At 62.7% G+C, this 25,320-nt stretch carries 24 protein-coding genes and 3 pseudogenes; 18 read left to right on the top strand and 9 right to left on the bottom strand.

Annotated features, from left to right (window positions below; genetic code table 11):
• Window positions 1–280: 280 nt before the first annotated feature.
• Entirely contained in the window at window positions 281–583 is a 303-nt protein-coding gene (locus CIT26_RS02950) for a hypothetical protein (RefSeq protein ID WP_095491165.1), read from the bottom strand.
• 213 nt (window positions 584–796) lie between these two features.
• Here CIT26_RS02950 and CIT26_RS02945 point away from each other — a divergent pair, with 213 nt between their 5' ends.
• From CIT26_RS02945 to dinB, 3 genes are all read left to right on the top strand, one after another.
• Window positions 797–1,165, top strand: a complete 369-nt coding sequence (locus CIT26_RS02945) for a hypothetical protein (RefSeq protein ID WP_095491164.1) — start codon at window positions 797–799, stop codon at window positions 1,163–1,165.
• Between the two features lie 125 nt (window positions 1,166–1,290).
• A complete protein-coding gene (locus tag CIT26_RS02940; protein ID WP_095491163.1) occupies window positions 1,291–1,749 on the top strand; it encodes a GNAT family N-acetyltransferase in 459 nt (152 codons plus the stop codon).
• Window positions 1,750–2,101: 352 nt separating this feature from the next.
• A complete protein-coding gene (gene dinB, locus CIT26_RS02935; RefSeq protein WP_095491162.1) occupies window positions 2,102–3,343 on the top strand; it encodes a DNA polymerase IV in 1,242 nt (413 codons plus the stop codon).
• Window positions 3,344–3,400: 57 nt separating this feature from the next.
• Here dinB and CIT26_RS02930 read toward each other — a convergent pair whose 3' ends face one another.
• On the bottom strand, window positions 3,401–4,309 hold the full coding sequence (locus CIT26_RS02930) for a DUF2182 domain-containing protein (protein WP_095491161.1): 909 nt from the start codon (window positions 4,307–4,309) through the stop codon (window positions 3,401–3,403).
• Window positions 4,310–4,317: 8 nt separating this feature from the next.
• The gene (locus CIT26_RS02925; protein WP_095491160.1) at window positions 4,318–4,950 is read right to left on the bottom strand and encodes a DUF1326 domain-containing protein; all 633 of its coding nucleotides are present in this window, start codon (window positions 4,948–4,950) and stop codon (window positions 4,318–4,320) included.
• Window positions 4,951–5,479: 529 nt separating this feature from the next.
• On the opposite strand from CIT26_RS02925, the gene CIT26_RS02920 reads away from it, so the two are divergent.
• From CIT26_RS02920 to CIT26_RS02880, 10 genes and pseudogenes are all read left to right on the top strand, one after another.
• Entirely contained in the window at window positions 5,480–6,637 is a 1,158-nt protein-coding gene (locus CIT26_RS02920; RefSeq protein WP_095491159.1) for a sulfite oxidase, read from the top strand.
• Between the two features lie 786 nt (window positions 6,638–7,423).
• Window positions 7,424–8,311: a helix-turn-helix domain-containing protein gene (locus CIT26_RS02915; protein ID WP_095491158.1), complete on the top strand. Its 888-nt coding sequence runs from the start codon at window positions 7,424–7,426 to the stop codon at window positions 8,309–8,311.
• Window positions 8,312–8,540: 229 nt separating this feature from the next.
• The gene (locus tag CIT26_RS02910; RefSeq protein WP_095491157.1) at window positions 8,541–9,326 is read left to right on the top strand and encodes a DUF899 domain-containing protein; all 786 of its coding nucleotides are present in this window, start codon (window positions 8,541–8,543) and stop codon (window positions 9,324–9,326) included.
• Window positions 9,327–9,496: 170 nt separating this feature from the next.
• A pseudogene (locus CIT26_RS38635) lies at window positions 9,497–9,865 on the top strand (alpha/beta fold hydrolase); the annotation flags it as partial.
• The gene (locus CIT26_RS02900; RefSeq protein ID WP_167391257.1) at window positions 9,810–10,463 is read left to right on the top strand and encodes an alpha/beta fold hydrolase; all 654 of its coding nucleotides are present in this window, start codon (window positions 9,810–9,812) and stop codon (window positions 10,461–10,463) included. The pseudogene CIT26_RS38635 and the gene CIT26_RS02900, both read left to right, overlap by 56 nt.
• 49 nt (window positions 10,464–10,512) lie before the next feature.
• Window positions 10,513–11,252 (top strand): annotated as a pseudogene (locus tag CIT26_RS02895) (DUF899 family protein).
• Window positions 11,253–11,380: 128 nt separating this feature from the next.
• A complete protein-coding gene (locus CIT26_RS02890) occupies window positions 11,381–12,541 on the top strand; it encodes an epoxide hydrolase family protein (protein WP_245319062.1) in 1,161 nt (386 codons plus the stop codon).
• 2 nt (window positions 12,542–12,543) lie between these two features.
• A complete protein-coding gene (locus CIT26_RS02885) occupies window positions 12,544–13,326 on the top strand; it encodes a DUF899 family protein (protein ID WP_206072712.1) in 783 nt (260 codons plus the stop codon).
• 225 nt (window positions 13,327–13,551) lie between these two features.
• Window positions 13,552–13,767: a copper chaperone gene (locus CIT26_RS36985; protein ID WP_206072715.1), complete on the top strand. Its 216-nt coding sequence runs from the start codon at window positions 13,552–13,554 to the stop codon at window positions 13,765–13,767.
• Window positions 13,764–14,246: a DUF2182 domain-containing protein gene (locus tag CIT26_RS02880; RefSeq protein WP_245319061.1), complete on the top strand. Its 483-nt coding sequence runs from the start codon at window positions 13,764–13,766 to the stop codon at window positions 14,244–14,246. Before CIT26_RS36985 ends, CIT26_RS02880 begins: the two co-directional genes overlap by 4 nt.
• A gap of 128 nt (window positions 14,247–14,374) precedes the next feature.
• Here the strand turns inward: CIT26_RS02880 and CIT26_RS02875 are convergent, their stop codons facing one another.
• Both CIT26_RS02875 and CIT26_RS02870 read right to left on the bottom strand, forming a co-directional pair.
• Window positions 14,375–15,265, bottom strand: a complete 891-nt coding sequence (locus CIT26_RS02875; RefSeq protein ID WP_167391260.1) for a sigma-70 family RNA polymerase sigma factor — start codon at window positions 15,263–15,265, stop codon at window positions 14,375–14,377.
• Window positions 15,266–15,275: 10 nt separating this feature from the next.
• Window positions 15,276–15,587 (bottom strand): hypothetical protein, encoded by a 312-nt coding sequence (locus CIT26_RS02870; RefSeq protein ID WP_245319059.1) that lies wholly within the window; start codon window positions 15,585–15,587, stop codon window positions 15,276–15,278.
• A 148-nt stretch (window positions 15,588–15,735) separates the two neighbouring features.
• Here CIT26_RS02870 and CIT26_RS02865 point away from each other — a divergent pair, with 148 nt between their 5' ends.
• The 5 genes and pseudogenes from CIT26_RS02865 (at window position 15,736) to CIT26_RS02845 (ending at window position 18,086) form a co-directional block, all read left to right on the top strand.
• Entirely contained in the window at window positions 15,736–16,101 is a 366-nt protein-coding gene (locus tag CIT26_RS02865) for a VOC family protein (RefSeq protein ID WP_095491153.1), read from the top strand.
• Between the two features lie 196 nt (window positions 16,102–16,297).
• Window positions 16,298–16,789, top strand: coding sequence for a cupin domain-containing protein (locus CIT26_RS02860; RefSeq protein ID WP_245319057.1), 492 nt, complete (start codon window positions 16,298–16,300; stop codon window positions 16,787–16,789).
• Window positions 16,790–17,005: 216 nt separating this feature from the next.
• Complete coding sequence (locus CIT26_RS02855; RefSeq protein ID WP_245319056.1) at window positions 17,006–17,170, top strand: VOC family protein; 165 nt, start codon at window positions 17,006–17,008, stop codon at window positions 17,168–17,170.
• Window positions 17,171–17,432: 262 nt separating this feature from the next.
• Window positions 17,433–17,635 (top strand): annotated as a pseudogene (locus CIT26_RS02850) (DNA mismatch repair endonuclease MutL); the annotation flags it as partial.
• Between the two features lie 97 nt (window positions 17,636–17,732).
• The gene (locus tag CIT26_RS02845) at window positions 17,733–18,086 is read left to right on the top strand and encodes a VOC family protein (RefSeq protein WP_095491151.1); all 354 of its coding nucleotides are present in this window, start codon (window positions 17,733–17,735) and stop codon (window positions 18,084–18,086) included.
• Window positions 18,087–18,490: 404 nt separating this feature from the next.
• On the opposite strand, the gene CIT26_RS36390 is transcribed toward CIT26_RS02845, so the two are convergent.
• The 4 genes from CIT26_RS36390 to CIT26_RS02820 form a co-directional block, all read right to left on the bottom strand.
• Complete coding sequence (locus CIT26_RS36390) at window positions 18,491–19,084, bottom strand: Rossmann-fold NAD(P)-binding domain-containing protein (RefSeq protein WP_095491150.1); 594 nt, start codon at window positions 19,082–19,084, stop codon at window positions 18,491–18,493.
• 263 nt (window positions 19,085–19,347) lie between these two features.
• Window positions 19,348–22,584 (bottom strand): efflux RND transporter permease subunit, encoded by a 3,237-nt coding sequence (locus tag CIT26_RS02830; protein ID WP_245319054.1) that lies wholly within the window; start codon window positions 22,582–22,584, stop codon window positions 19,348–19,350.
• Complete coding sequence (locus tag CIT26_RS02825) at window positions 22,581–23,654, bottom strand: efflux RND transporter periplasmic adaptor subunit (RefSeq protein ID WP_095491148.1); 1,074 nt, start codon at window positions 23,652–23,654, stop codon at window positions 22,581–22,583. The genes CIT26_RS02830 and CIT26_RS02825 overlap by 4 nt, the downstream gene beginning before the upstream one ends.
• Window positions 23,654–25,186: an efflux transporter outer membrane subunit gene (locus tag CIT26_RS02820; protein ID WP_245319053.1), complete on the bottom strand. Its 1,533-nt coding sequence runs from the start codon at window positions 25,184–25,186 to the stop codon at window positions 23,654–23,656. The genes CIT26_RS02825 and CIT26_RS02820 overlap by 1 nt, the downstream gene beginning before the upstream one ends.
• Window positions 25,187–25,320 lie beyond the last annotated feature (134 nt).

Here is a 25,320-nt window from a genome sequence, read left to right as displayed (position 1 = left end):
CTTCCACGCCATCGCCGAGGGCTTCGCTCTTGCAAATCCAAACTAAACCACTCGAAGCAAATATGTGCGCACGCTAGCCCCCTGTGGGAGAAGGTGGATCGGCGCGCCAGCGCCGAGCCGGATGAGGGTGCTGGACGAAATGAGGCATTGGCAATCCGTCCGCCCTCATCACTTCCCCCGGAGCAAAGGCAGGCGTTGGCGATCCGTCCAACACCCCTCATCCGACCTCGCTTCGCGAGGCCACCTTCTCCCACAAGGGGAGAAGGGATCGCCACACCACTCAAGCCCGCCTGGATCTCTCCAGCGGAACCTCGCGCTCGCCAAGCATTCGCGCTTCGGCGCGGCGCTGCTGCTGCTCGTCGATGAACGCCGCCTGGATCGAGATCGCCGCGCCCGGCAGCCCGTCGGCGCGGCAGGCCGAGCAGCGAAGGCGTCCCGAAAGGGCCGCCAGCGGCGTCTGCGCGGTCACCCCGAAACGCCTCAGCTCCGCCGGCTTCCACCATCTGTTGCGGCCGCAATCGATACACTCGACCGCAATCGAGGCGACCTCGGCGATCGTCGCTTCCTTGCCCGGCAATGCCATCGTCCCTAGCGCCTCCGTTCCTGTTTTGTTCGCATCATTATGGGTTTTGCCCGAAGAGTCGAGTCAGTTCCTCTCGAACCCCCGAAAAAGTTTAACTTGTATCAATTTTTGAGTTATGCTTAAATTCCAATGTCGGTGAATAATACCGCCGCGGACGGGATGGGCGGCAGCGCCGGGCATCCGTCACAGCCGCCGCAAGCCAAGGAAACGAGGATGGACGCCCTCTCCGCTCAATTCGCCCGCGATAGCGGCTATACCGGCGACAGCCCAGCCATGCTGGCGGCCTTTGCGGCCATCCGTCTCGACGGCATAGGCAAGGCACGCCTGGGCCATGACCAGCGCAAGGCGACGGTCGACCGGCTGAAGCATAGCGAGGCGCTGTTCCTGGCGGCGATCCGCCCGGCGCAATCGGCCGAGGAGGCGCTCGAGGACGCAGCCCGTTTCATTGCATTGTTTCGCAATATGCCGCGCTGGCGCCAGGAAAGACGCGGCGCCGACCTCGCCCGCGCCAGGCAGCAGCGGCTCCTGGCGCGCTTCTTCCGCCGCTACGGCCACCGCCTCTGGGCAAGGCAGGCGGCGTAAGCCGGACGTCGCCGACGCCATCAGCCGCGAATGCCTGGCGCCGGTCGCCCGCACCGCGACGCACATATCGCGAATGGCTGGACCGCACTTGCCGTCGCCGACACCACGCCGTATGTCTCCCCTCGATGAGCGAGCTCGAGTTCCGTCGCGCACAAGCGCCCGATCTGCCGGCAATTGTCGCACTGCTCGCCGACGATGCGCTCGGCGCGAGCCGGGAGAACCCGTCAACGCCGCTCGCGCCGTCCTACCTCGATGCTTTCTGGGCAATCGATGCCGATCCCAACCAACTGCTGGCCGTGGCTGTCGAAGCCGGGCAAGTGGTCGGAACCCTGCAGCTCAGCTTCATTCCGGGTATTTCCAGGAGAGGCACCTGGCGCGGACAGATCGAAGGCGTTCGCGTCGCGCGGCAATGGCGGTCTCGCGGCGTCGGCAAGCAGATGATCGAATGGGCGATTGAAGCGTGCCGTTCGCGCAACTGCAGCTTCGTTCAGCTCACGACCGACAAGAGCCGACGGGAGGCGCACGTTTTCTACGAGGGCCTCGGTTTCACCGCCAGCCATCTCGGCTATAAGATAGCGCTGTAGCGCTCGATCGGCTGATTGCCGAAGTCGGCGCCGCCCCTCATCCGCCTGCCGGCACCTTCTCCCCGTATAGTGACGGGGCGAAGGGGGCTGGCCGCAACTTCAGCACCCATTCTGCAACGCCGGAGATTGGCGAACTGCAACGCCGGAGATTGGCGAAACCATCGATGAGGGCGTCCTTCGCCCCGTCCCTATACGGGGAGAAGTGCCCGGCAGGGCGATGAGGGGCAGCGCAACCTGAAGCGATTACCCCTCCACGCTCCTTGACAATCCACCGGCAATGTTCTCTTTATGTTCCATACGAAACCACCTCAAGACAATGCGGCGTTCGAACCGCCGCGGGCGAACGGGCCGGATGGAAGCCAACATCCTCCACGCGGATCTGGATGCCTTCTATGCCTCGGTCGAACAGTTGCTCGACCCGGCCCTGCGCGGCAAGCCGATCGCCGTCGGCGGCGGTGTGGTGCTGGCCGCTTCCTACGAGGCCAAGGCCTTTGGCGTGCGTGGCGGCATGCCGGGGCGGCGCGCCCGGGAACTCTGCCCCGGGCTGATTTTCGTCGGCGGCCATTTCAAGGATTATCAGCGGCTCGGCGACGCGGCCATCAAAGTGCTTGACGATTTCACGCCTGTGGTCGAGCGGATCTCCATCGACGAGGCCTTCGCCGACGTCGCCGGCTGCACCCATCTGTTCGGTCCGCCGGCCGAGATCGCCACAACCATCCGCCGCCGCGTGCGGGCGGAGCTCGGTCTGCCGATCTCGGTCGGCGTGGCGCGCACCAAGCACTTGGCCAAGATCGCCTCGCAAGTGGCCAAGCCAGACGGGCTGGTGGTGGTCGATCCGCGCCATGAGCTGGAGTTCCTGCACGATCTGCCGGTCGAGCTGATGTGGGGCGTCGGCCCGGTGACCAGAGAGCGGCTGGCCGGCATCGGCGTCAACACCATCGGCGAGCTGGCGAAAACGCCTGGCTGGTCGCTGGAGCGCCTGCTCGGGCCGGCGGCGGGCGAAAAACTCAACGCGCTGGCGTGGAACCGCGATCCGCGCAAGCTCGAGACGCAGCGCCGGGCGCGATCGGCCGGCGCGCAATCGGCGCTCGGCAGGAAGCCGGCCGAGGCAAAAATCTTCGTGCCGGCGCTGCTGCATCTGGCCGACAGGGTCGCCACCAGGCTGCGGACGAAATCGCGGCCGGGGCGCACGGTGACGGTTCGCGTTCGCTTTGCCGATCTGCGCTCGGTGACGCGTTCGATCACGCTCGACCAGCCGATTTCGGCAACCGCGATGCTGGCCGAGATCGCCGAGGCGCTGGTGCGCAAGGTGCTTGTCGATCATCCGCACGAAAAGACCATCTCGCTGCTGGCGATCGCCGTCTCGCATCTGGAGAAGCAACCGGCCCTGCAGCTGGAACTGCCGCTCGGGCTCGCCGACGACAGGCGCCGCCCCGGCACCAGGAAGGGCGCGGCGCGCTGGACCGCCGACCGCGCCATCGACAAGATCCGCGACCGCTTCGGCTGGGAGGCGGTCGGCTATGCCTCGGTCGCGCTCGGGCAGTCGCGCTCGGTCCCCGACGCGTTTCGCGAGCTGGCCGAAAAGGAATTGTGAGCCGGCTTGGCCGAGCGGGGCGATGCACTTTGCATCAAAAAGCGATCGGTCTGGTCGTCAGACCAAAAGCGTTGCGCCGCCCCAGGCGATCAGGACGATGCCGGCCGCCCGGCCAACCCACTGGCCGGCAGGAAACGCCTTTTCAACCAGCACCAGAATGGCGAGCCCGGCAACCCACACCAGATTCATGATGCCACCCACGAACAACAACGCCATCAGCATCCAGCAGCATCCGACACAAAACGCCCCGTGCAATGCGCCCAAACGCAGCGCGCCAACTGCGTGGGGACGCCAGTGTCGGGCAAGGAACGCTGTCGGTGCCCGGCAATGCGACAGGCAGGCATTCTTGAGCGGCGAGAGCTGATAGAGGCCCGCGGCGATCAGGACGATGGCTGAAAGCCAGCGGCTCTGCGAACTCATCATCGTCGCGGAAACGAAGGCGTCGCGTTCGAGCAGCCAATGCAGCGCGGTCGCCGCGACGGCGAACCCCAGCCAGACCAGGAGGTAGCCTGCCGTAAATACGCCGGTCGGCGCGAGCTTGTCCTGGATCTGGCCCTGTGCGAGCGCATGGCGATGCACGCGCGCATAGAGCAGGATGGTCGGCGCCGCGCTCGGGGACATCATGGCGATCATCATGACCCACCACATGGCGATCATCAGCGCCCAGTTCGCGGCCCCCCAGACCCGCGGTTCCGTCGCCGTGGCTATCGCGCTCATGTCCATGCCGGGCATATCCATGCCAGGCATATCCATGCCGGACATATCCATGCCGGGCATATCGGGGGTCACGCCGGCAGTTTGCTGGTGGGGGAAAAGCGCGAGCCTCGACATCTCCCACGCATTCATGCCGAGCCCTGCACCGGCGGCGATATAAAGCCAGGCCAGCAGGCACAGCGCCACCACGCCCGCAATTGTGATGACGCGGTCGCGTCTGAGCAGGCGTTCCAGTGGCGACGCGCCGTTCATGCGAGGCGTCAGGCCCGCACCACCCCGTGATTGTTGAGATGCAGCCGCGCGAACTGGCCGTAACTGTCCTTCGTGGTCACCTGAACCGGCCCGCTGGTTGTGCTCGAAGCGCTGCCGATCTCAGCGACCGCATATTCGAAGCCGTTCGGCAACACGATCTGAGCCCGCGAGTCCGCGCCCGTCACCTTGTTGCGGATCGGTTCGCCGACCGTTTCGATATAGTCCTTGACGAAGATGCGGCCCTTGCGGCCGTCGATATCGAGGTCGAGATCGATCTTGGTGAAAACCGGCTCATTCATTTTTGTCACGGTTGAGGCGTAGACGGCGAACATCGTCGCGAACGGGTCGGTGTCCTGGCCGGTCATGATGCGCAGCAGCGCGTTACGCTGCCGCTCGGTTGCATTCTCGTCGACGAAAGCGATGGCTTCGCCATTGCCTTCGTGGATCGCGCCAGGCCATTTGAAGATCGCGGCGATCCGCAGGCCATCGAGGGCGGTCTCGCCATGATGACCCTCATCGATCTGAATGCCCGCCACGGCATGGCAATGGCCTTTGTCGGGCAACGCATTGAATTGACAGTTGCAGCCATATTCGCAGGTGCAATTGACGAGTTCACGTCCCTTGATTTCCCAAGACGTCATGCTGTCCTCCCTGATCTCGAAATATTAAACCATCATCATACACCTGCGCCGGCCGCACCGCCATCCTGTCGCGCCAAGAGTGATCGCGACAAGAGACGGCAGGCCAACGCGGTTTCTCGCCGAAATTGGGTGAACGTGCGCCTTGAAGATCGTGAGGCCGATATCGAAACGGCAGAGATGGGGGTCGGAACGGGCCTTTCCGACCGCACCCCGCGAAGGTCCGGAAATAACCCAAAATGCGGTCGTTTCCTACAGCGATCCGAGCGGAAATCGGCCTGAAACGCTGCAATCATCATCATGTCCCGTCCAGGTTGTGGACACTTCCTTCTCAAAGGCGCACACTCTTAGCGTGCGAAACGCGAGCTAGAGTTTCGTCCAACGCTTCACATGCTTGACGTGCGTCGGTGATTGCCTGACCTATCCGGATACTTCCGGCTGGGCAGACCTCACATTGTGTCGCCTATCCGTGATCAGGCTACGGCCTAAGGCACGTTGCAGCCCGTTCCGGATCAACTGGGAGGTAAACAACATGCCTGATTTTCAGCGCAGAGAACTTCTTGTCCAAGGAAGCGCGGCTCTTGCCGCAATTGCTGTTCTCTATACTTCGCGTCGGGCTTACGCTTTTCCAACACGGCCGAGCGAGGAGGTTATTGCGTGGCTGGACCAGCCGACCGAAAATCCCGATCCGGTCGGTATCCAGAAGCAGCTTGTCTGGGAGGATTTGGATAGCTGGATAACTCCAAACCACAAGTTCTTCAGCATCTCGCATTTCAACCGACCAACGATTGACGAGAAGACATGGTCCATGGAGATCGGGGGGCTGGTCAAGAAGCCCTTGAAATTGACACTCGCCGACATCAAGGCGCGACCGCGCCAGGAGGTCGTTTTCACAGTGGAATGCTCGGGCAACCACGGGTTTCCCTTTTTCACCGGCGGCATCGGCAATGCTCGCTGGGCAGGGACGCCGCTCGCCCCGATCCTCGAGGAAGCCGGCGTTCTGGAGAAGGGCATCGAGGTAGTCTTTTTCGGTACTGACAAAGGCGAGGTCCCGATACGCGACGTCAAGATGCAGCAGAACTTCGCTCGCAGCATGTCGCTCGCCGACGCGATGAACGCCGACAATCTGCTCTGCTATGAAATGAACGGAACGGCCTTGCCGCCGGCGAATGGTTTTCCGCTGCGGCTGATTGCTCCCGGCTGGTACGGGATCGCCAACGTCAAGTGGCTGGAGCGCATCGAGGTTCGCGACACCCGCTTCATGAGCCTTCTGATGGCCCGTGACTATGTCACCATCCGGGAGGAAGAGCACAACGGCGAGACCGTGTGGACCGAGAACTCAGTCGGGCGAGCGCTGATAAAGTCCGCGCCTGCAAAGGTCACCCGGAAAGACTCAAACTACCGCGTCATTGGGGCAGCTTGGGGGGCACCGATCGACCGGGTCGAAGTGCAAATCGATCAAGCGCCATGGGCACCAGCGATCATTGACCGCAGCGAGGAGGCCGAACACGCCTGGAAGATTTGGTCCCTGGATTGGGCAAATCCCTCTCCTGGAGAACACACGGTGACCTCGCGCGCGGTCAGCACCACGGGACAAGTTCAACCGGCAATGGACGATCCCTTGATTGCCAAGAAACACACATACTGGGAAAGCAATGGCCAGGTGACGCGCCGCGTGCGTGTCGACTAATGCATGCCGCGCAAAAGTGCGCAGCGGTTTTGCGATAACGACATGCATAAAAACAAGAAATTAAAGCGCGTCGCATAAATCCATTCAAACGCGACGCGCTTTAAGAACTTGCTGCCACGTGGCAATTGCTTTCGGGCCCCCAGGAGGAGGCTGCCTGATCCGAAAGCTGGGGCCGACTCTATATCGAGCCTGACGGGTGTGGGCCGTAGATCCTCTTCGCGACGATACCGCTCCCCGAAATCGGAAGCGGAGCCCTTCAGTATGTGATCTGACAAGCTCATTCATCACGTCGCGTGGCGCAACCTTGGCCATGTCGCCTTCGCGCACCATTGGCCTTCCTTGCTAGCGATCGCCTTTCCATCGAGGCGCTGATGGCGCAGCCCAAGCTCGGCACCAATCACGGAATCGAAGGGCAGGGTCGGATAGTCGGTAGGTTGCCTAAGTACCAGCAACACGGAGCAAGACGCCAATCTCGTGGCCCAGGGCGTTCCAGGCGCCCTCATTGATGCGCATCAAGTCGCCCGGTGCAGGGGCGCGTCGTCCTCCTTGACCCGTAGAAGATGAGAACTACAGTCTCACTGAAGCGCTGATAGTCTATAAGCCGGCGGGGCGAACCGTGAAATAGAACTCACGATCGCAGCAGCGCATTTAGAGCTGCGATGCAGACCAGGCGGCAGTCGAAGTTCGACCTTAGAAGCCCAGGTGTTCGAGCAGCAAGCTGACGGTGTCTTGCAAATCCATAGCGAGGCACGGAAGAGTTGGCAAAGTGCCAGAAGGCACAACGCTATGCAAAGGAAACTGACAAGTGAAGTGGCGGGGACTCTGTACGGTGGCGAGCGGCGCCATCGCATTGCTTTACAGCGCCTCAATGTCACCTATGCGTGGTTGCCGCCCTTCGAAGGGGCGTCGACGACGATTCCCAACAGAGTGGAAGTGGTTTTCTCGCGTCACCCGTGGGTAGCGATCGAGCAAGCTGGAAGAACGCTGGATGTCGACGTTGCAGCGGGCGGGTTCTATGTGGTGGGGCCGGAGCCTACGACACTCCTGAAGGTGCCGGAATTCAGCGACACGCTCGAAATGTATCCCGACATGACCCTGCTGGAGGCGGTCGCAGAGGAAAACGGGCAATCCGGTTTTGCTCTGCATCCGACGCTTGGTAAAGATCCGAGCCTTCGTTTCCTTCCCGATGGAGTGATGCTGGCCTTGGCACATGTGCTTCGACAATGCTGCCTAGGACAACGGAAATTGTCGCCTATCGAGGCAAGCACGCTGGAACACCTCCTGGCAGCCCACATCGTCGGCAGCACCGCTTCACAGCGCGGTGGGGGTAAACTGGCGCCAGGATTCTTGAAGCGCGTGCTGGACCGGATCGAGGATGAACTCGACCAGCCCTTGACCTTGGACGAGCTTGCCGGCGAGGCCTGCCTGAGTGCATTCCATTTTGCCCGATCGTTCAAGAGGTCCACCGGCCTGGCGCCACACAAATACGTCCTCGCACGCAAGATTGAACGCGCCAAGCAGCAGTTGATGACGACTGACCGAGCCATAGGGGAGATCGCCACGTCCCTTGGGTTTGAGAATCTGCATCACTTCCGCCGCCAGTTTCGATCCCAACTCGGCGTATTGCCCGGCACACTCCGCGATGTGACAAGCCGATCGATCCGGATGGCTTAGCATCGGCCGAAAAAAAGCAAGAATCGAGCCTGCGCTATCCTTTCTCCTCTGGCATGCTTTCAAAGACCAAAGTGACAGCATTGCCTTAGCGACCGTGATCAGGGAGACCATCGGAACCCCGCCACACTTGTAACTCCCATGGGTTCGCCATCCGGCGTTAAGTCTATCTTGCGACACACCAAGTTGTTTCGAGAAACGGAAAGGATCCCGAAGGAAGGTGACAGGAGCGATGACGACGCATAAGACCGGAACACGTGAAGAATGGCTCGCAGCGCGGCTCGAGCTGCTCAAGGTGGAGAAGGAATATTCGCGGCAGGGCGACGAGCTGGCGCAGCGACGTCAGGAGTTGCCGTGGGTGCGGGTCGACAAGGAGTACCGCTTCGAGACCGACGCAGGGAGCGCCTCGCTGGCGGATCTCTTCCGAGGGCGCTCGCAGCTCATCGTCTACCACTTCATGTTCGGGCCCGACTGGACGGCGGGCTGTCCCACTTGCTCGATGATCGCGGACGGCTTCAACGGGTACGTGGTCCACTTGGCCAACCACGACGTGATGCTCTGGGCCGTCTCGCGGGCACCGCTCGTGAAACTGCAGGCGTACAAACAGCGGATGGGCTGGACCTTTCGCTGGGCGTCCTCGCAGGGCGGCGACTTCAACTTCGACTTCAGCGTCTCGTTCACGGAGGAGCAACAGCACAAGGGCGCCGAATACAACTACCGGCGCGAGGCGCCGACGAGTGACGTATTTCGGTGGCGCGCGGGTGAGGAGGGTGGCGGCGACTCGGCGGAGGCCAAGCTCGCGGCCATGTCCGGAACCGATGTGCCCGGGTATCATCGTGACAGGCCGGGCATGAGCGCATTCGCGCCCGAGGATGGCGTCGTCCACCACACCTATTCCACCTATGCGCGCGGCGTGGATCCCTTCTTTGGCGTGTACCACTGGCTCAACCGCGCGCCCAAAGGACGTAACGAGACGGGGCCTTGGTGGCGCCGCCACGACGAGTACGGCAAGCGCTGAGAATTCGAGCCGGATGGAGCCCCTGAGATAATCGATCGTAGCACCTTCCAGGCGGAGCTGGACGCGTTGCGGTTCGAGAGAAGGCTCACACGAGAGAAGGCGACGCCACTGCGGCCGCCCGGGAGCGGGCTGGACTGCGCATTAAAAGCGGGAACGACGGCCCCGGACGAATGTTGAGGTCAGAAGGAGAATCCCCAATGACTCAAACCATCCATCGCCGCGCGTTCCTGGGGTTCGCTGCCTCCACCGCGCTCTTCGTGGCCACCGCAAAGGCTCAGCCTGCAGACCAGCTTGGCACGCCGCCGCCCGGCTTCACGTCGGCAAAGGTGCGCGTGAACGGGACGAGCCTGCACTATGTGCGCGGCGGGCGCGGACCGGCCATCATCCTGATCCACGGCATGCCCGAAGATTGGACGGAGTATCACGCGATCATGCCAAGGCTGGCTCAGCGGTTCACCGTCGTGGCGGTCGACCTGCCTGGGATTGGTCAATCAGCGCGAGCAGCCGGCGGCTACGAGGCCGCCAGCCTCGCGGCCGATATACACGCAATGGCCCCTAAGCCTGGATCGGCCCTATGTCGTAGGCCACGACCTGGGCGGTATCGTGACCTACGCCTATGCCCGCCGTTTCAACGAGTCCCTGCGCGGCGCGATGATCCTCGATGTGCCCGTACCCGGCGTTGCCGGCTGGGACGAGGCGGTCGCGGACTTCTGGCACATCGGCTTCATTCAGGCTCCGGGAGAACTCGCCGAGAAGCTGATTGCGGGGCGACAGGCGATCTATTTCGAAGAAGACTTCGCCAGCGCGAGGTTTACGCCGGCCCAGCGCGCCTACTACGTCCGGATCTATGACGCGCCGCAGCTTCACGCGGCCTTCGAGATTTACCGGGCGTTCCCGCAGGACGCGACGTTCAATGCCGCCCAGACTGCTCCAAATTCTGTCCCGCTGCTTGTTGCTGTGGGCGAGAGGTCCCCCTTCAATCCCTACTTGGACACCTTCGTCGAAGGTTATCGGGCCAAGGGCATGGCTCGGGTGGAAAGCGCGCGCATTCCCGACGCAAGTCACTTTGTGGTGGCCGATAATCCGGATGCGGTGGCCGACCTCATCGAGCAACACGCCGGGAGCGGCTCGCGATGATCAGCGTCTTCCCTAAGAAAGGCCAGTGAGCAATGTGACGGAGAGAACCATGCAAGACTTCATGAGAGATGAACTTGGAGCCCCTAAGATCGTTGATCGGAGCACCTTCCAGGCCGAGCTGGACGCGTTGCGGGTTCGAGAGAAGGCTCACACAAGAGAAGGCGACGCGATTGCAGCCGCCCGCCGACGGCTCCCCATGGTGGAGGTGGACGGTTCCACACCGCTTATCGGCGAGCGCGGGCGGTGACGCTGCTGGATGTATTCGAGGGACGCCGGCTGCTCATCGCCTATTACTTCATGTGGCACGACGGCCGCCCAGCGCCGGAGCAGTGCGAGGGCTGCACTTTCTTTACGACGCAGGTCTGCGAGCTGTCCCATATCCATTCACGCGACGTCACCTACGCCACGTTCTGCCAAGGTCCATACGACGAGAGCGTCCGCTACTGCGATTTCATGGGCTGGGAGATGCCCTGGTATTCGGCCCAGGATTCGCTCGATACGCTTCTGGCCGGCCGGCGGGCCGGCCTCATGTACCTCATTTGCTACCTGCGACGGGGAGCCGAGGTGTTCGAGACCTACTGGACGACGAGGCGCGGCGTCGAGGCGATGGACAACAGCTATCGGCTGCTCGACCTGACAGTCTATGGGCGGCAGGAGGCCTGGGAGGACTCGCCGGACGGTTGGCCGCAACAGCCGGAAGACCAGCACCCTTTCCGTACCGATGGACGGCCCATAGCCCAATGGCCACGCCTGAATGCCGGGTATTCGGACGATCTGAATCCCGCGTGAAGGGGCCCGAGGCAATATGGAAGGCTGATATGCGGAAGTTGATCTCTGGAACGAAAATCGTGCGATTCTCGCCGACGCGGCGTGACCTTTTGAGGGCGGGGCTGTTTGCGCCGGTCTTCGCCAGCGGCTTGCTTGATGCCGGCCGGGCATTTGCCCAAGTCGATGCACAAATCGCACCCTTCACCTATCGCGCTTCGCAAAGCGCGCTTGACGATCTGAAGCGCCGCCTGACGAACACTCGATGGCCGGAGAAAGAGGCGGTCAACGATTGGTCGCAGGGCGTGCCGCTCGCGCAGATTCGTGCGCTCGTCGACTATTGGCGCGACGAGTATGACTGGCGGCGCGCCGAAGCGGCGCTCAGCCGGTTTCCGCAGTTCCGCACAGAAATCGACGGTCTCGGCATCCACTTCATCCACGCGCGCTCGCGGCATCCGGATGCCCTGCCGATCATCCTGACCCATGGCTGGCCGAGCACGGTGCAATTGTTCCGGGAGGTTATTGATCCGCTCATCGATCCGACGGCGCATGGCGGCCGCGCGGAAGATGCCTTCCATGTCATCGCACCGTCGCTGCCCGGCTTTGGGTTCTCCGACAAACCCGCCGAGGCGGGCTGGAATGCGGAGCGCACCGCAAGGGCCTGGGCGGTGCTCATGGAGCGGCTCGGCTACCGGCGCTATATCGCGCAGGGCGGCGACTGGGGAGCTTCCGTGACGACGGCGATGGCGCAGCAGCGCCCGGAGGGCCTCGCCGCCATCCACCTCAATTTCCCGGAGGTGATTCCCAACGAGATCCCGGCAACGCTGACGCCGGAACAGCAGCGGGCAATGGACATCCTCACTCAATTCGAGGAGAAGCACTCCGGCTACTCCGCGATCCAAGGCACGCGGCCGCAGACCATCGGCTATCCGCTCATGGACTCGCCGGCCGGATTCGCGGCCTGGATCTACGATATCTACCGGAACCACGCCGAGGCTGCGGTGAGCCGCGACACGATTCTCGACGAAATCACGCTCTACTGGCTGACCGGCACAGCCGCATCGTCGGCGCGCTTCTACTTCGAGCAGGCAGTGCTCCTCGGCGATCGCAACAATCCCGGCCGCGTCGAGCTGCCGGTGGGAGCCAGCATTTTTCCGCGCGATCTACCGGCCCCGCGGAGTTGGGCCGAGCTGGTCTATCCCAACCTCATCTACTGGAACGAGCTCGATCGCGGCGGCCATTTTGCCGCGCTCGAGGAGCCGGGGCTGTTCACGCAGGAGCTGCGCGCTTTCGCTCGTGCGATTCGAGGATGACAATGGAACTGGGCAAAGACATTCGCGTTGGAGCCGGGTCGGCGAACACGCTCGATGCCCTTGAAGTTCTTGGACATAAATATCAAAAAGAGGAGACGAGCATGAGTGAGCTCCGGTATCCAAACGAAAGCCAAGAATATCGCGATGCGCGCGATTCACTGCTCAAAGACGAACAAGAGCTAATCGACAAGGTTAAATCCGTAGCCGCGAGACGCCGCTCGCTCCCTCGCGGCGGGGAATTGAAAGAGGACTACGTCTTCCAATGGGCCAACGATGGGAAAGTAGGGAAGAGTGTGAAATTCTCCGATCTGTTTGGGGACAAGAACACGCTGCTGCTTTACTCATGGATGTTCGGCCCGAGCTGGGACAAGCCCTGCCTTTCCTGCACGTCGCTGATCGATGGGTTCGATCGAAGCTGGTATCAGGTCACGCGCGACGCTGCCTTTGTCGCCATCGCCAAGGCGCCGCCCGAGCGCATCTATGCCTGGGCCAAGGAACGCGGCTGGTCGCAGATGGCGCTCGTTTCCGGAGCGAAGTCACCCTTCCAGGCCGACTACAAGTGCCAGGGCGAAAACGGCGACATGCAGTTGCCGGTGATGCTCACCTTCACGAAGCGCGACGGCAAGATTTTTCATTTCTGGAGCACCGAAACGACAATGAACCATGTCGACACGGTATGGCCGTATTGGAACCTGATGGACTTCACGCCGGAAGGCCGCCCGGACTACGACACGCCGCCACAAAAATTCAGGTCTAAATTCTTGGAAGAGCACTATCCGGACTAGGACTAGAGTGACGTCTATCGCGCAGACTTGAAACAGTGAGGCGATACGCAAAGCTCGTTATCAAGTCGTATCGAGTACAACAGCTCTGAGCGAAGTCGCGGAAGTCATTGGCGCAACGCAGACTGGAGACCTCACGTAGCATGGCTTCCGAGCGAGCTTCCCAGCACCTTTTTTTGGCGTCTCGGCGCTGCTCTTCCTTATCAGCGCGGCGGCGACTATCGTCTGGTGCGCGTCGATGTCGGCGATGGGCGAGATGCCGATGCCTGGCGGCTGGACGATGTCCATAATGTGGATGCGGATGCCGGGACAGGCGCCGCGGCGTCGTTCCTTGGCATGTGGGTCGTGATGATGGTGGCGATGATGCTGCCGTCCTTGGTCCCAATGCGTGGCGCTACCGTCAGGCCGTCGGCGAAAGAGGAAAGACGCGGCTCGGTCGGATGACCGCGCTTGTGGGCCTGGGTTACTTCTTGGTCTGGACTTTGTTCGGATTGGCCGTCTTTCCACTGGGCATCGCGCTGGCAGCGCTCGGAATGCAGCAGCCGGCGCTGGCGCGCGCCGTTCCGATCGCGGTCGGCATAGTCGTGCTCACCGCTGGCGCGCTCCAGTTTACCGCTTGGAAAGCACATCACCTCGCCTACTGCCGGCAGGAGCCCGGGCCTGACTGCACGTTGCCGACGGATGACGGCACGGCCTTCCGACACGGCCTGCAGCTCGGCCTCCACTGCAGCTACTGCTGTGCCAATCTGATCGCGATCCTTCTGGTCGTCGGCGTCATGGACCTCCGCGCCATGGCTGTCGTGGCGGCAGCCATCACCATAGAACGCCTCGCGCCGGCCGGTGAGCAGGTCGCCCGAGCCACCGGGTTTATCGCGGTCGCGGTGGGGTTATTTCTGATCGCGCGCGCAGCCGGGCCTGGATGACGCGTCCCGCATGGTAGGCGTGAACTTCGCCCGCCATATGTGCTAGGAAAAGCTTGCCGGCGGTCACACTGGTTCAGGTGGCGCAACCTTGGTCATGTCACCTTCGCGCGCCGTCTCCAGCCCTCCCCTCACCCTTCCATCGCGCTGATCTCGGCATCGACCAGGCACCAGGGTGCATAGCGAAAATCGCGGATCTGGACGACCCGCTCGTCCCGCCATTCGACCAGCATGAAGCCGCGCACGGCCCCGTCCGGCTCCTGCGGGTTGCGGATCAGGATCGCCGGCCGGCCGTCGACGAAGCCCAGCGAAAGCGTCCAGTCGCTTATGCGGTCGTAATTGCCGAAATAGGTCGACACTTCGGCCTTGCCGCGCAGGCGGAGGCGGTTGACGACTTCGAGTTTGATATCCTCGGCGATCAGCGCCCTGACCGCGTCGAAGTCACGCGCGTTGAACAGATCGACATAGCGGCGCAGCCGCCGCTCGTCATCGGCGTCGAGCCTGGGCGCGGCGACGTGTTCCGGCTCCGACGCCAGCATGCGCAGCTGCGCCCGCCCGCGATGCAGCGCCGCCTTGGTGGCGGCGAGCGTCGCACCAGTCACCTCGCAGGTCTCGTGCAGGGAAAGGCCGAGCACGTCGACCAGGATCACGGCGCTGCGCTGCGCCACCGACAACTGCATGAAGCTGCGCAGGCCGGCCGCAGCGGCGATCCTGCTGTCGGCGCTGCCGGACGGGTCCTCGATGGTCGTCATGTCGGTCTCGGTCATGCGCGACCTTTCCCGATGGCGCCGGCGCAGATGGTCCTGCGCGGCATTATGGGCGATGCGAAACAGCCATTGCTCGGGCCGCTCGACCGCCATGCTGCCGTCCACCGCCTGCAGCGCCTTCAGCAGCGTCTCCTGCACGATGTCTTCGCCGTCGATCACCGAGCCGGCCATGCGGGCGCAGTAGCGGTGCAGTTTGGGACGCAACCCGGAGAGCATCGCCTCCAGCGCCGGCCGGTCGAATTTTTGTGGGATCATGGCGTCCATTCTATCCGGCTTTGCCGTCCTCAAGCACATGGTAGTTGCCGATGATTTTGGCAGGCGATCGCTTGACCGGGGTAGAACGTCGCTCCGCATGGTTTTGCGTGAACGCCTCGAAGGCCGCAAGCCCGGTCAGCGCGGATGCATCGTTTCCCTCGCCGACGACGTGGATGAACTCGCCGTCGTCGAGTTCGAGCACGAGATAGCGCACGGTCTGCGGCGCCGTCTCATTCAGCGCCTCGAACACCTTTGCCACCAGCGCGCGGTTCTCTTCCAGCCCGGTGTCTTTCACGCTGTAGCGAATGAGTTTGTAGCCCATGGTTCGTCTCCTGATTGGTTGGTCTCAGCGGAAGACGTTTTGCGTTCTCGAAAAGATTCTCGCAGGCCATGAATCTTTTCGGCCGTCCGGATCGTCTTCCACCTGGGGACGGCTACGCAGCAGCTATCGAGGAGCAGGAGAGACGACCATGCACATCCAGTTTGCCGAACTGCCGGTATTCGACCAGGACCGCGCCAAGGCGTTTTACACCAGGCATTTCGCCTGCAAGGTCGCGGCCGACGAGAAGATGGGCCATAGCGGCTGGCGCTGGATCGAGCTGAAATTTCCCGGTGCCGTGACGAACATGCATTTCGTGAGGCGCGCCGACGACACGCCAGGCGCGGAGCCGGTGCTGGTGCTGGTCGACGACGATGTCGAGGCCACGATCGCCGCTCTGAAGGCGGGCGGCGTCGAGATCATCACCGAACCGCAGGAGGCGCCCTGGCAGCCAGGCCGCACGGTGGCGGAATTTCGCGACAGCGAGGGCAACCGCATGGTTGTCGGCAGCCAATGAGCGGGTGCAGCTGCTGGGCGGCATCCGAATTTTGACGCGCCAATTTGAACGGCTGGAGAGGGTGGAACTTGCCGTTCATCTCTCCATTGGAACGAGCAAAGAGCGCCTTGTCCTATGAGTTGATTTGACAATAGGTCGGATCAGGCTCTGGGATTACTGTTCGCGTGCAACATGCACATGCTAAATGGAGGAAGCGATGAAATCTATGAATCGCAGATCATCCACACTTGCCTTCGCTATTACAGTTGCAGCAGTTTTGACCGTATGTGGAGGTTTGGCATACGCGGACGATATGGGTGTGACCCTGCTTACGCCTGATAAGCTGGTATGGAAGGATAATCCGGGCCTGCCGAAAGGGGCTCAAACCGCCATCTTGATGGGCGATCCGACGAAAGCTGGCGACGTGGTCGTCCTGCGGGCCAAGTTTCCGGCCAACTATCTGGTCCCGCCCCATACTCATCCGTATGCCGAGACCATCACCGTGATCAGCGGTGGCGTGGGCTTTGGTGTTGGCGAAAAGGTCGAAAAGAATGGTGACCTGCTCAACCCGGGTGCCTTCTACGCGCAGCCAGCAAATCACGCCCATTACGTCTGGACAGCAGGCGAAGAGGCTATCATCGAAGCTCATTTTGTCGGGCCGGGAGGTATCAACTACATCAACCCGGCCGACGATCCGCGCAAGAAGTGAAATGCGGCTCAGCCGGCTACTTTGCACCTCGCGCACCCTTGTTGCTTGGAATAGAAGCGCGAGCTTTACCTCACGCGGATAAATGCAAACCGCATCAACGGAAGGGAGCCTCGCAGCGCAGGCTCCCGCTGGCGCTGGATCGAGCTGAAATTTCCCGGCGCTGTCACCAACCTGCATTTCGTGAGGCGCGCCGACGACACGCCAGGCGCGGACCCAGTGCTGGTGCTGGTCGACGACGATGTCGAGGCCACGATCGCCGCTTTGAAGGCGGGTGGCGTCGAGATCATCACCGAACCGCAGGAGGCGCCCTGGCAGCCAGGCCGCACGGTGGCGGAATTTCGCGACAGCGAGGGCAACCGCATGGTGATCGGCAGCCAATGAGCGGGTGCAGCCGGAGAGCGGGCATTTCAATTTTGACGAGCCCATGTACGGCTAGAGAAGGTGTCATCAGCGCTGGTTGCTGCGACTGTCAACTACCGGGCAGCGAAATAGACTGATGAAAGGGGCAGCTCAGAGTCGCGATTTGCCCTCGAAGTTTCCCCGGGGCAAGAGGTTGAATATCGTCGGAAATGCTCTCTGCGCCGGCCGAGTGATACCCAGTCGCCTCACTTTTCGATAAACGGTGCGGCGGCCAAGGCTCGCCGATCTTGCCGACGAGATCGCCGAGACTGACACCGCCGATACGCTGAAGCAGCGCTTCGACAAAATCGCCGCTACCATGGCGTGCCACGGCTCGGTGCGCTCGGCCGGCAGCTTCGGCCGGAAGAAATGAACGCACCGCTCCGCCAGATGGAAGCAACGCCGGGTTCCGGCACCTGCAATCACGGCCGACCGACCTATATCTAACTGAAGCTTGTCGATATCGAGCGGCTGTGTGGACGGCGGAAACGTCGTTTGCAACGGCAATAGCTTGTTCGCATCACTTTCAGGGAGGTAAAGAGCCATGATTTCCGGCGCACACATGATCATCTACAGCACGGATGCCGAGGCAGACCGCGCATTTTTTCGCAATGTTCTGCGTTTTCCAGCAATCGATGCTGGCGAAGGCTGGTTGATCTTCGCATTGCCGCCGGCCGAGATTGCCGTTCACCCGGTCGCCGAAAACGACAGCCACGAAGTCTATCTCATGTGCGAAGACATCAATGCCACAATCCAAGAGCTGAAATCGCACGATGTTGAATGCACTTCGGTCACCGATGAAGGCTGGGGCCTGCTCACGCATGTCTCGCTTCCCAGTGGCGGCTCGCTTGGCCTCTACCAGCCGAGGCATCCTTTGGCGCACAAAGCCGGGGCTTAAATGCCGGTTTTCCGTCCGGACGCGCGACCAAGTAAAGACTTGGAGCGGGATGGAGATTCGAAGGCAAATCATCCTTCTCTGCCGGACTTTTTCAACACTATCGGTGGATTGCTGCTGTCGGTCTCGTCTGTTCCAACGAGTAAGAATGCTCCGCGGCAGGAGGTGCAGAAAATCCCTCTCGCCGCCCAGCAACGCCAGGTCGCCACGTGCGCTCATCCGGGCACGGGGCGTCCGACATGCCCACCAGCACTTCGCTGATGCGCCACATCGCGACGGCGACGTCGTCGCGGCGGGCCAGCTCCGAGAGGTCCGGCCAGGTGATCTTCCCTCGCCGCACGGCGGCGTAGAGACGACCCGGCGGCGGGCGTACGTCGTCCTGCGCCAGGCCGCTGCCCGTGCCGTGTTCACTCCATCAGGCGGGCCACGAACGGAGCGCCCGCCAGTGTGCCGGCCAGCCACCAGCCCAGGCGCATCGGCGCCGGGTAATCACGAACGAGGCCCGTGCCCGGCACCTGCCCGGGGCAAAAGGCGAAGGTCGTCCATCCACGTCCCTCTTCCTCGGCCAACCGCGCCAGCCGGCGGGCGGTGAGCAGGTTCGCCAGCTTCGATGCGGCGTAGAAGGCGCGGCCAGCCGCCACGCGCGACGAGTGGTCGACGCCGGAATCCCGTTCGGGGTAGGCGAGGAGCCATCCGTCGGCGTGTCGCGGAGGCGGAAACGACGTCTGCTCGGCGGGATCGTGCGTGCCGCTCGTCGTGATGATCACGTTGGCGTCATCGGCAAGCCGGGGCATCAGCAGGCGGAGCAGCAGGTAGTGGCCCAGGTGGTTGGTTGCGAACGTGATCTCATAGCCGTCGGCGCTGCGCGCCGACGACGATGTCGAGGCCACGATCGCCGCTTTGAAGGCGGGCGCGTCGAGATCATCACCGAACCGCCGGAGGCGCCCTGGCCGCCAGGCAGCACGGTGGGCGGAATTTCTCGACAGCGAGGGCAACCGCATGGTGATCGGCAGCCAATGAACGGGTGCAGCTGCTGGGCGGGCCAGGCTAGAAGCGGCGGAATGAAGGCGTCGCGATCAGGCAGATTCCGAGCCTACATCAATGTCATAGAAGGGTGGAATGTTGCCATTCGTCTCGTCGATGGGAACGATGGTCGACCGGTCCTTCGTGGCAACCGCCGATCCCGATCCGCCCCTGCCATTTCCGAAGAGGCGGACAGCGCGACGGTTCGCCACCTCGGCGGAAGTGCTGCGAGCCATCGGCTTCAACCCCGACGTGCTGGTTGTTTGGCAGCAGGAGGCAAACGCCCGTCCGCGGCAGCCCGGTTTGATGCCGCGTCTGGTCCACGACGGCGGGATCCAAGTGGCGGTGCCCCCCAGGACCGCTCCTCCCAAAGCGGTGCCTCGAATCCTCCTCCGTCTTCAGGTGTGGAAGCCGGCGAGGGCTCAGGCTGTCTTATGCCTACAAGCTGCTTGAGGAGCCTGAGAAAGTCATCGAGGAAGGTGAAGATGACGGGAATAGCGACGAGGCTGAGGACGGTGGAAGTCATCAGGCCGCCGATGACGACAATTGCCATCGGTTGACGGAAACTGGAGTCGCCGCCGCTCAGACTGAGAGCTACGGGCAGCATGCCGCTGCCCATCGCGATCGTCGTCATGACGATCGGGCGAGCGCGCTTATGGCAGGCGTCGACAAGGGCGTCGATGCGCGAGAGGCCGGCGCGGCGCGAGATGATCGCGTATTCAACCAGAAGGATCGAATTCTTCGTCACCACACCCATCAGCATGAGCAACCCGATCACCACTGGCATGGAAAAGCTCGTGCCGGTCAGCACCAACGGCAGCAGGGCACCGCCAAGAGACAGTGGAAGCGCCATAAGGATCGTTACCGGCTGAAGGAAATCATGGAAGAGAAGGACCAGCACCGCATAGATGCAGAAGATCCCAATCCCCATGGCGATAGCGAAACTGCTGAAGAGCTCGGAGCTGCGTTCCAATTCTCCTTGCTCAACGAGCTTGACGCCTTCCGGGAGGCTGTGAAGGGCGGGCAATGCCTGTGCTTCGCGATAGACGTCGCCGAGGATGCGCCCGTTGAGTTCGACCGACAGCGTGACATTTCGTGAGCGGTCGATGCGGCTGATCTCCGACGGGCTGCCGCCGATGCCGATCTCGGCGACCGAGCCGAGATCGACGCTGCCCCTGGCGCCGGCAACGCGAAGATTGGCAATGTCATCAAATGTCGTCCGATTGCTGGGATCAAACCGGACGCGGATAGGCAGCTGGCGCTGCGGCAGGTTGAGCTTTGCGAGCGAGGAGGAATAGTCGCCGTTGGTCGCCACACGAACCGCCTCGGAAATCGCTTCCGCCGTGACGCCGAGAGCGGCCGCGCGGTCGAGGTTCGGGACGATCTGGATTTCGGGGGCCTGCAGGGAAGCACTGGAGGTGACCGCGCCGATCCCCCGAAGGGTGCGCAGTTGCTCTTCGAGCGCGCCGGCTGCCTGGTCGAGAGCATTGGAATCGTCGCTGGCCAGCGTGATTTCCAGTGTCGTGCCGTTGCCGCCCGTACCTACAGCGATCCTGGCGCCAGGAAGAACGGCGAGTGTCTGCCGGATATCATTCTCGATCTCGGTCTGCTTGCGGGTGCGTTCGCCGATGTTCTTCAGATCGACGACGAGCGAGGCGGCCGCCGTATCGACGGTCGTCGAGGAATCGATCAGGTCACCTGAAGAGGCGGTTCCGACGGAGGAGAACACACGCGTCACGTCCGGCAGTCGGGAAACGATCTCTGCGGCTCGCCGCGTGATCGCCTCCGTCTGCTCAATGGTGCTGCCGGGTTGCAGCGTCAGAGTGACTTGTGTCTGCGCATCATCCGAAGCGGGTAAGAAACCGGAACTGAGGAACGGGATCGTCGAAATCGAAAGGCCGAGGAACAGGCAGACGCCAAGGACCGTCAGTTTGCGGCGCTGCAGGCAGGTTTTAACGACGGCTATGTAGGCGCGCATGATCCGGCCGTCTTTTGCCTCGACGGGATGCGCTTTCATCATGTAAGCGGCCATCATCGGCGTCAGCAGGCGCGCGACGACCAGGGAGGCGAGAACCGCCACGGCCGCCGTAACGCCGAACTGGCGGAAGACCAGGCCGGGAATACCGATCATGAAGGCAGTCGGCAGGAAGACGGCAACGAGCGTGAAGGTTGTGGCGATGACGGCAAGGCCGATCTCGTCGGCGGCTTCGAGCGCGGCCTGCTTCGGTGGTTTCCCCATTTGCAGATGGCGTGCGATGTTCTCGATCTCGACGATCGCATCATCGATGAGGATGCCGACCACGAGCGAGAGCGCGAGCAGCGTCACCGTGTTGAGGCTGAAATCCGCCATGTACATCACAAGGAAGGTCGGGATGACCGATAGGGGCAGCGCCACCGCCGAAAGGAACGTCGCCCGCCAGTCGCGCAGGAAGAGCCAGACCACCACGATTGCGAGGGTCGCGCCCTCGTAGAGCATGTGCATAGAGCCGTCATAGTTTTCGATGATCGGCCCGATCGTGCTGTAGGCCTCGACGATCTCGACATCAGGCTTGGCGGCGGCGAAGTTCTGCATGGCAGCCTGGAGGGCCGTCGCGACGCCCGTATCCGAAAAGCCGTTCGAGCGTTTGACCTGCACCGCGATTATCGACTCGCCGTCGAGATAGGCGATGGATGACCGGTCGGCGAAGCTGTCCGTAACCGTGCTGATCTCGTCGAGACGCACCAGAGCGCCACTCGGGAGCGGGATCGCGAGCGCCCTCAACGCCTCGATCGACGAAACCGCGCCGAGCGTGCGGATCACCTGCTTGCTGCCGCCGATTTCCGCCCGGCCGCCCGAAGCGTCCGTCTGCATGGATTTGAGCCGCGCGGAAACGGTTGCGGCGCTGAGGCCGAGCGAACTCATGAGTTGGGGATTGAGATCGATATGCACCTCACGATTGATGCCGCCGATGCGGCTGACTTGGCCGACGCCGGGCACGGCAAGCAAGGCCTTCGTCATGTCGTTGTCGACGAACCAGGAGAGTTCCGTCTCATTGAGGCGGACGGAGCGCACGGCGTAGGTAAGGATCGGCGAGCCTTGCACCGTCGTTTTTGTCACGCTTGGTGTCTGCATCTGGGCAGGCAGGTCGCCGCTCATACTGTCGACGGCATTGCGCACCTCGTTCAGCGCTGCTTCGCCGTCCTTCTCCAGCTGAAATGAGACATTGATGCTGACCGCGCCGTCCGTGATCGTGGTCGTGATGTGCTCTAGGAGGCTCAGCGAGGCGAGCTTGTCCTCGATCTTGCGCGCGACTTCGGTTTCGAGTTGGGCCGGTGCGGCACCTTCGAGCGCGGCGTTGATCTGGACAGTCGGCAGCACCATGTCGGGGAAGTTCTGTACCGCCAAGCGATCGAAGGCGAGGAGGCCGCCGACGGTGAGCAGGATGAACAGCAGGATTGCGGGAACCGGATTGCGGATCGACCAGGCGGAAAAGTTCATCGTGCGTCCTCCTCTACCCGGACAAGCGCCCTATCCGAAAGGAAGGCGCCGCCCGTCGTCACCACGTCGGCCCAGGGATCAAGGCCCGAGAGGATTTCCACTTCGCTGCCATTGCGGCGGCCGGTTTCAACACGGACGCGTAACGCACGCCTGCCCGCATCCACGGTGAAGACGTAAGCGATGCCGTCACGCATCACGAGCGCCGTCTCGGGCACGGTGAATGCCTTCGTGGTCGCAAGCTCGATCTGGCCGGTGACGTAAAGGCCGATGGGTGGGTGCGCCTCCGCCGGCAGCGCCACATAGGCGAGCACCCGTCCGGTGTCGGTACTAACCGTCGGCCCGACGAGCCGCACGGTCCCTTTGACGCGCCGCCCCTCCGGACCGACGATCGTGGCGGTCAGGCCTTCTTTAATGCGAGGCAAATAGCGTGCAGACACTTCCGCCTGCCACTCGACGCGCTGCTGGCGCACGAGACGGAATAGCTCCGTGCCGGAGGAGACGACAGCGCCGAGTTGGACCGAACGGGCGGTGATCAGCCCGTCGTCTGGGGCCATAATGGTCGCCTGAGCAAGCTTGATCTTCTGGCTTTCCAGCGAGGCTTCGGCGGATTCGACACCCGCGATCGCAGTCTGCTCGGCGATCAGGTATTCGGTGATCTTCTCCTCAGAAAGCGCACCGCTTCCCTGCACCTTGCGTGCTCGGTCCGCGCTCGACCTGGCTTTTGCGAGGTCCGCCTTCGCACTTGCCAGCACAGCCTCTTCCTTGCGCAGTTCCGCCCGCACCGTTTCGTCGGCCAGCCGAACGAGGGGCTGATCCTTCAAGACGACCGACCCGACATCAGCAAGGACATCGGTCACACGCAGGCCGCCGATTTCCGCGGCAATGACCGCTTCGTGCCAGGGCTTCAGCCAGCCGCTGGCGGGTATCGTTTCAGGCCACTGGCGTTCCGCGGGCTTTGCCACTGTGACGGTAAGCGCTGCCGCCTCGTTCTGTTGCGCAAGTGCAATCTCTGCGGCGAAAACAAGGGTTCCGCTCAGGAAAGCGGCGAGGAGAAGAGGTGAAGATCGCATCAGAGCAGGTCTTCTTTCGATTTTTGCGGCAGGTCCTTGGGTGAGGAGGCGCTCGCATCCCAGCCGCCGCCGAGCGCCTTGTAGAGGGCGATCCAATAGCGCACGGAGTCGCGACGGATTTCGATGAGCGAGACCTCCGCCGACTGCGCCGAACGCCGGGCGTCCTCACGGTCGAGTAGGCTTGCGCCACCGGCTTTCCAGTTCGAATCCACGGCCTTGAAATAGGCGCGGTAGTTGCGCGCCGCGACACTGGCGTCGCCAATGCGCCTCCGCGTACTGTCGATCCGCACGAGTGCGGTCTCGACTTCGGCGACCGCGTCCAGCACACCTGATTTGTAGGCGGCCACCGCCACCTTGTATGTGGCTGCCGCGCTGCTCACTGCCGCCCGGCGCGAGCCACCGTCGAAGAGCGGGATCGAGATGGCCGGGCCGAAGGACCAGGGCAGAGACGTTCCCGTCAGCGATGAAGTGCCGATCGTGACCGAGCCGCCGAGGCTGAGGCTCGGATAGAGATCGGCTTTTGCCGCGCCGATCTCGGCGAGCGATGCAGCGACCTCGAGTTCAAGGGCGTCGATGTCGGGGCGCTGCCGTAAGGCGTCAGCAGGCACGGCGGATAGCTTGAGGGTCCTCGGCGTGGGTAACCCTTGCTTGCCCATCGCCAGAATATCGCGGACGTGAGGCTCGTCACCGCCGGTAAGGCGGGCGAGAGATTTGACGAGAACCTCGCACTCGGCACGCTGGGCGGTCCGTGTCGAGGCCGAGGTAGCAGCACTCGCCCGCCCTAGCGCGAGGTCGGCGCTCGACGTAAGGCCGGAGGTTGCGGCCATTTCCATTGCCCGGATCGTCTCGCGCTGCGAGGCGAGTTCGGTGGTATAGACTTGCTCCAGCTGCCGGCAGGCACGGTACTGCACATAGTAGTCCGCCACCTCCGCCGCGAGTGAGACGCGCGCATCGTGCCAATCGGCGGTGCGCTCGTGGACCCGCAGCCGCGCAGCCTCGCTCCTCTGCCGCGTCTTGCCGAACAGATCGATTTCCCAAGAAGCGTCGAGGCTGCCGCTCGGCGTCGTAGCGGCAGCAACTTGGTTGGCTTTGTTGCCGCCCGTGCCGGAGCGGGCGAGCGATCCCGAGCCGCCAAGCCCCGGAAAAAAGCTCGCCTGCGTAGATGCCAGCGCGGCGCGCCCCCTCTCGATCTCTGCAGCGGCGGACTCGAGACTGGGGCTTTCCGCCTGCGCAGATGCAATGAGGGCCGTCAGCGATGGATCGGAAAACGTGGACCACCAGGACACGAGATCGCCGGTCCGGCCGCCATGCGGAAAGGTCGCGTGCCAGGCATTCGCGATCTTCAAATCAGGTTCCTGAACGCTGGCGACGGTCGTGCAGCCTGACACGATCAGGCACGCTCCAAGACCGCCCATACCGACAATCCTGCGATAGGCCGCCTTCATCGCGGCCTTCGATTGGCAGGCATTACGGCCCGGCGCGAAACAGCTAGCAAGAAAGGCCATCATGGTGATGGCCACCAGTCTATGCATGTCTACCGCCTTGTTCCGGGGCCGCCACCCAGCGGAAACATCTAGGTCTCCACCGGCAGCACCGCGTATGGCGATCGTTCTTCGCAATCGCTCCTGGGCGGCATTAATCCCGATTTGTCATTGCGGTGGGTTAT

The sequence above is a fragment of the Mesorhizobium temperatum genome, assembly GCF_002284575.1.
GTDB lineage: Bacteria > Pseudomonadota > Alphaproteobacteria > Rhizobiales > Rhizobiaceae > Mesorhizobium > Mesorhizobium temperatum.
Note: the sequence above shows the minus strand (reverse complement) of the source record. Positions and strands in the feature narration are given on the sequence as shown.